Raw genomic sequence first — 4646 nt, forward strand, 5'->3', positions numbered from 1 at the left:
GCGGCGGAGCCGATGGGCGAGATCAGCGCCAGCGGCTTTTTCTCCAGCGCCTTGGGGAACTGCTCGAGAAAGCCTTCGGCGCTGTACTGGTCATCGGCCTCGAACAGCGTGATCTTCTGCCCCTTGATGCCGGTTTTGTTGGCCTGGGTCAGGTAGGCCTTGATGCCCTGGTTGACCTCGACCGCATCGGGCACCGGCAGCTTGGTGAACGGGCCGATCTGGCCGAAGACGATGCCCTGGGCCAGCGCCAGCGAACTGGCGGACCACAGCACGGAAGCGGCCAGCACGGAGCGGCACAGGAAGCGAATGGTACGCATGGAATGTTGTGAATCGTTGTGTATTACGCCCGGCCCGCACCACCCGAAAAACACGATCTCCCCCGCGGCACCGAAGCATGGATTGGAACCTTCGCACCCACGCCAACAACCAACCAGCCAATGCGGCAGCGTGTGCTGCGTGGTGCGAGTGCGTGAGTCTACATAAAGCCCCGCCACCGCGCTCGCCCGTTGTGCGCTGCGTCAGGATTCGCCGCTCGCCCCCTCGCGGTTGCGCACGATGGCGTCGCGGTGCTTCGCCGCCCACAGGTGCAGCGGCAGCAGCGCGCCACGCAGGGTCTGGCCCAGTTCGGTCAGTTCGTAGTCCACACGCGGCGGCACCGAAGGGAACAGCGTGCGCGTGACGATGCCATCGAGCTCCAGGCGCTTCAGGGTCAGCGTCAGCATGCGCTGCGAGATGCCGCTCACCCGGCGCTGCACCTCGTTGTAGCGCAGCGGGCCCTTGGCCAGCGCGCCCACCACCATGATGGTCCACTTGTCGCCCACGCTGGCCAGCACGTCGGCCAGGCCCTTGCAGTCGGTGGGAGACAGCGTTTCCTTGGGAACAGAAATGTTCGTTTCGCTCATAAAAGTGCCTTCTTGTGGGATCTTCTCACACATCCCATACTGATGTAACGAACAAATTGTTCGTTGACCCTCTGTATGACAAGGACCGCATGACCATCACTTCCAACCCCACCCCGACCCTGCTGCTGGTGCAGGCCAGCCCGCGAGGTGAGCACTCCATTTCCCGAAACCTTGCCAGCACCTTCGTCGCCCAGTGGCAGGCCACGCACCCTGGCGGCAGCGTGGTGCAGCGCGACCTGGCCGCCACCGCATTGCCCTATGTCACCGCGCCCTGGCTGGGTGCCAGCCTTACCCCCGCAGACCAGCACACGCCGGCCATGAAGGCCGAGCTGCAGCTGTCCGATGCGCTGGTCGCCGAGCTGCTGGCGGCAGACCATATCGCCATCAGCACCCCGGTGTACAACTACAACGTGCCTGCCCACCTCAAGGCCTGGGTGGACCACATCGTGCGCAAGGGGCTTACGCTGGGCGCCACCGGCGAGGGCCTGGTGCGCGGCAAGCGCGCCACGCTGCTGATCGCTTCGGGCGGCGTGTACACCGAGGGCTCGCCCATCCGCGAGCGGGATATCGCCAGCACCTACCTGCGGCTGATCCTGAAGGTCATCGGCATGGAGGACGTCACCGTGGTCGCCGCAGGCGGCACCAAGGCGGTGGACCTGGGGCAGCAGCCGCGCGGGGAGTTCCTGCAGGGCTTTGTGCCTGCGGTGGTGCAGGCAGCTGCAGCATAGCTGCCTGCCACTCTGTTCATGCCATGGCGGGGCTGCGCCGCGAGCCACCGCTGCGGGGGTGCTACAAACGGGGAGGGCAGGCGTTGCCTCCCCGCCCCCATACCCTGAGCCCGACAACCGCCCGACACTGTCCATGAACGAATACATCCTGCTCATGCACGAAGACGCGCCCGACAGGGCGGCCTCCAACGACCCGCAGCTGTGGGCCCGTTACCTCGGCGCGCTGCGCGCCACCGGGCAATTTGATGGCGGCAGTGAGATCGGCGCGGGCGAGCGCCTGCGCAAGGGCCAGCCCGGCGAGCCGGCGGCGTGCGCGATCGGCGGCTTCATCCGCGTGCGCGCAGCCAGCCTTGCGGACGCGCGCCAGTTCCTGGCCGGCAACCCGGTGTATGAGGCTGGCGGCACGGTGGAGCTGCGGGAGCTGCCACCGTCCTAGAACAGGTTCTGAGGCCCTGCTACAGCCGGGGCAGCACCTGCTCGCCGATCTCGCGCAGCACCTCGGCCGGCGCGCGGCCGCTGACCTGGGCCAGGTTGAACAGCACATGCGCCACGCCCATGGCCTGCAGGCGCTGCAGGTAGGCGATGAGTTCGTTGCGCCCGGTGCGCAGGCCCAGCTCCAGCGGCTCGGCGGGGGCGCCAGGGTCGGCCAGCAGGTCGAGCTGCACGGACTGGACAAACGGCTTGCGCTCGCCGCCGGCCTTTTGCTCCAGCGCCTGCTGCCACAGGTGGATACGGCCCTGCTGGCGTTGTTCTTCACGGTGGTAGCTGGCCCAGGCGTCGGCGTTGGCGGCGGTCCATTGCAGCGACTGCCGGGCCGAGCCCACCACCACCATGGGGATGCGCGCCGTGGGCGGCTGCATCAGGTCGTAGCCGCCCGTGGCATCCGTCAGCGCCTGCCGCTCCTGCGCATCGGGCGACAAGGCAGCGCGCACCAGCGGCCAGCGCGCGCGAAACGCTTCGCCGCGCGCGTCCAGGCTTTCGCCGAAGGAGGCGAACTCCTCGGGCCGGTCGCCCGAGCCCATGCCCAGAATGAAGCGGCCGTTGCTCAGGCGGTCGAGCGACAGCGCCGCCTTGGCCACATGCAGCGGATGCCGCAGCGGCAGCACGATGGCCGCCGCGCCGATGGCGATGCGGCGCGTGGATGCGGCCAGCGCGGCCAGCCACAAGAAAGGGTCGTCGAGCGCGCTGGCGGTGTTGTCGCTGCCCTGGGGCACCATCAGCGGCACATCGCGCGCCCACAGGGCGGCAAAGCCCAGGTCGTCTGCCAGCGTGGCCAGGCGCGTGGATTCGGCCAGATCGGCCATGGCGCCGCCATGGTGGCCGAACGGCGTCATGAAGCCCAGCGTGAGCCGCCCGGGCTGGAACACCAGGGCGTGGCCGGCGTTGAAGGGTGAAGGCGAGGACATGGCGCAGAGGATAGCCTCCCCGGGGCGCCGCCGTGCCCGCGGCCTTCACTCAGCGTGTGGGCTCGAGCAGCTGCACCAGCCGGCCCGCCTGTTGCGCGCCCTCCTGCGCCAGCAGGTCCTGGGCGACGTTCTCCTGCTCGCTGGTGCGGCGCAACTGGTCCAGGAGCTGGCGGTAGCGGTCGAGCACGGCATCCTCCTGGAAGAACAGCCGGGGCGGCGGGCCCTTGTCCAGGAAGTACCGGCCCTTGGGCGCATCCATGTGGCGGATCAGGGCGGCCACGGTGGCAACGCCCCGCCCGTGGGCTTGTGCGACCAGGGTGGCCTGGTCGGCCATCGCGGTGGCCGACGCCTGCATGCTGCGCTCGAAGGCCTGCGCATCGTGCGCCAGGAACTGCGCCACCGCGGCCTGCGTGGCGGCACGGTAGTTGGCGACGGCCTGCATCGCCTGCGTGTGGAAGTCGCTGTTGGCCTGGCGCCAGTCTTCCAGCCGAGCCATGCTGGCCTCGCGCGCGGCGGCGGACGCGAGAGCGGTGGGCAGCAGCATGCCCCCGAGGTCCAGCGCCTCGAACGCATCGCCATGGGTCTGCAGGGCAACGGCCACGGCATGGTGCACGTCCACCTGGGCCTGTAGCAGCGGGCCGAAGATCCCGGCCCGGGCTTGGCGCACCTGCTCGCTGCCCACCTCGTCGCCCCGCTGCAGGGCCTGCAGCAGCGCAATGGCCCGGGCATTGGCGGCCTGCAGCGCGCGCACCTGCCCGATGCGGGCATGGGCGTCGTAGTTCATGCCCGCGGCAATCAGCAGGCTGGCCAGGATGGCCGGCACCCCGGCGGGCAGGGCACGCACCGCGCGCAGGACGGCCCAGGCCAGCAGGCCATACACGCCCCACACCACGAACGACGCAATTGCCAGGGCGAGGAAGAACGTGCGCGGCGCACCCAGGTCCGACAGGTGGACCTGCCGGTTCACCACCAGCAAGCCGGCCGCGAGAATGCCCACGGAGAACCATGCCACCAGGGCCTGGGACCGGGGCGCCTCCCCCTCTGCGAGCGGGCCTACCCCCTGTACGGCCTGTCCGGTTGCGGCGCCGCCGCCTGTCGCCAGGCGCCGGGCATGCCAGGCCGACCAGGCCCATGCCATGGACCAGGCTGCCGCCAGCGGCAGCACCCCCAGCGTCAGCAGGCGCGGAAAATCATGGTGGCCGCCTGCGCCCAACAGCACATAGCTCCACCATGCGGCCGAGGCCAGCAGCCCGGCCCACATCGCCAGGGTGCGGTTCTTGTTGATTTCCATCTCTCCCTCCTGCCGCGATTGTCCACGGATCGGCAGGGGCGTAGAAGGAGCAAATGTTTGCATGGGCGCATCCGCCCACGCATCGGCATCTCGTCCTAAAAGCTTTCCCACTCGTCGTCGCGGGCAGCGGTGGCTTTGCTGGCGGCGGGGCTGGTGGCGAGCGACCTGGAAGCCGCTGCCTTGGCCAGCGCGACCGGGGCAGGCTTTGCCACGGACCGTGGGGCGGCCATGGCCAACGGCTTGCGCACCGCAGGCGCCGGGGCGGGGGCCGGGGCTGCACTGGCGCGCTGGCTGCCTGCCCCGTCGTGCGCCAGCCGGA

At 69.7% G+C, this 4646-nt stretch carries 6 protein-coding genes; 2 read left to right on the top strand and 4 right to left on the bottom strand.

Features of this window, described 5'->3' with window-relative positions; genetic code table 11:
• Together PMI14_RS06425 and PMI14_RS06430 are read right to left on the bottom strand one after the other, a co-directional pair.
• Positions 1 to 317 (bottom strand): ABC transporter substrate-binding protein (locus PMI14_RS06425; protein WP_007851474.1); only part of this gene is annotated, 317 nt, incomplete at its 3' end.
• Between the two features lie 201 nt (positions 318 to 518).
• Positions 519 to 902, bottom strand: coding sequence for a helix-turn-helix domain-containing protein (locus PMI14_RS06430; RefSeq protein ID WP_007851476.1), 384 nt, complete (start codon positions 900 to 902; stop codon positions 519 to 521).
• Between the two features lie 89 nt (positions 903 to 991).
• Between PMI14_RS06430 and PMI14_RS06435 the strand changes: the two genes are divergently transcribed.
• Both PMI14_RS06435 and PMI14_RS06440 read left to right on the top strand, forming a co-directional pair.
• Entirely contained in the window at positions 992 to 1630 is a 639-nt protein-coding gene (locus PMI14_RS06435) for an FMN-dependent NADH-azoreductase (protein ID WP_007851478.1), read from the top strand.
• 133 nt (positions 1631 to 1763) lie between these two features.
• Positions 1764 to 2066: a YciI family protein gene (locus PMI14_RS06440; protein WP_007851481.1), complete on the top strand. Its 303-nt coding sequence runs from the start codon at positions 1764 to 1766 to the stop codon at positions 2064 to 2066.
• A 19-nt stretch (positions 2067 to 2085) separates the two neighbouring features.
• Here PMI14_RS06440 and PMI14_RS06445 read toward each other — a convergent pair whose 3' ends face one another.
• On the bottom strand, positions 2086 to 3036 hold the full coding sequence (locus PMI14_RS06445; RefSeq protein ID WP_007851483.1) for a TIGR03571 family LLM class oxidoreductase: 951 nt from the start codon (positions 3034 to 3036) through the stop codon (positions 2086 to 2088).
• 49 nt (positions 3037 to 3085) lie between these two features.
• Complete coding sequence (locus tag PMI14_RS06450) at positions 3086 to 4327, bottom strand: hypothetical protein (protein WP_007851485.1); 1242 nt, start codon at positions 4325 to 4327, stop codon at positions 3086 to 3088.
• Between the last annotated feature and the right edge of the window lie 319 nt (positions 4328 to 4646).

It is taken from the genome of Acidovorax sp. CF316 (assembly GCF_000276605.1).
Taxonomy (GTDB): Bacteria; Pseudomonadota; Gammaproteobacteria; order Burkholderiales; family Burkholderiaceae_C; genus Acidovorax.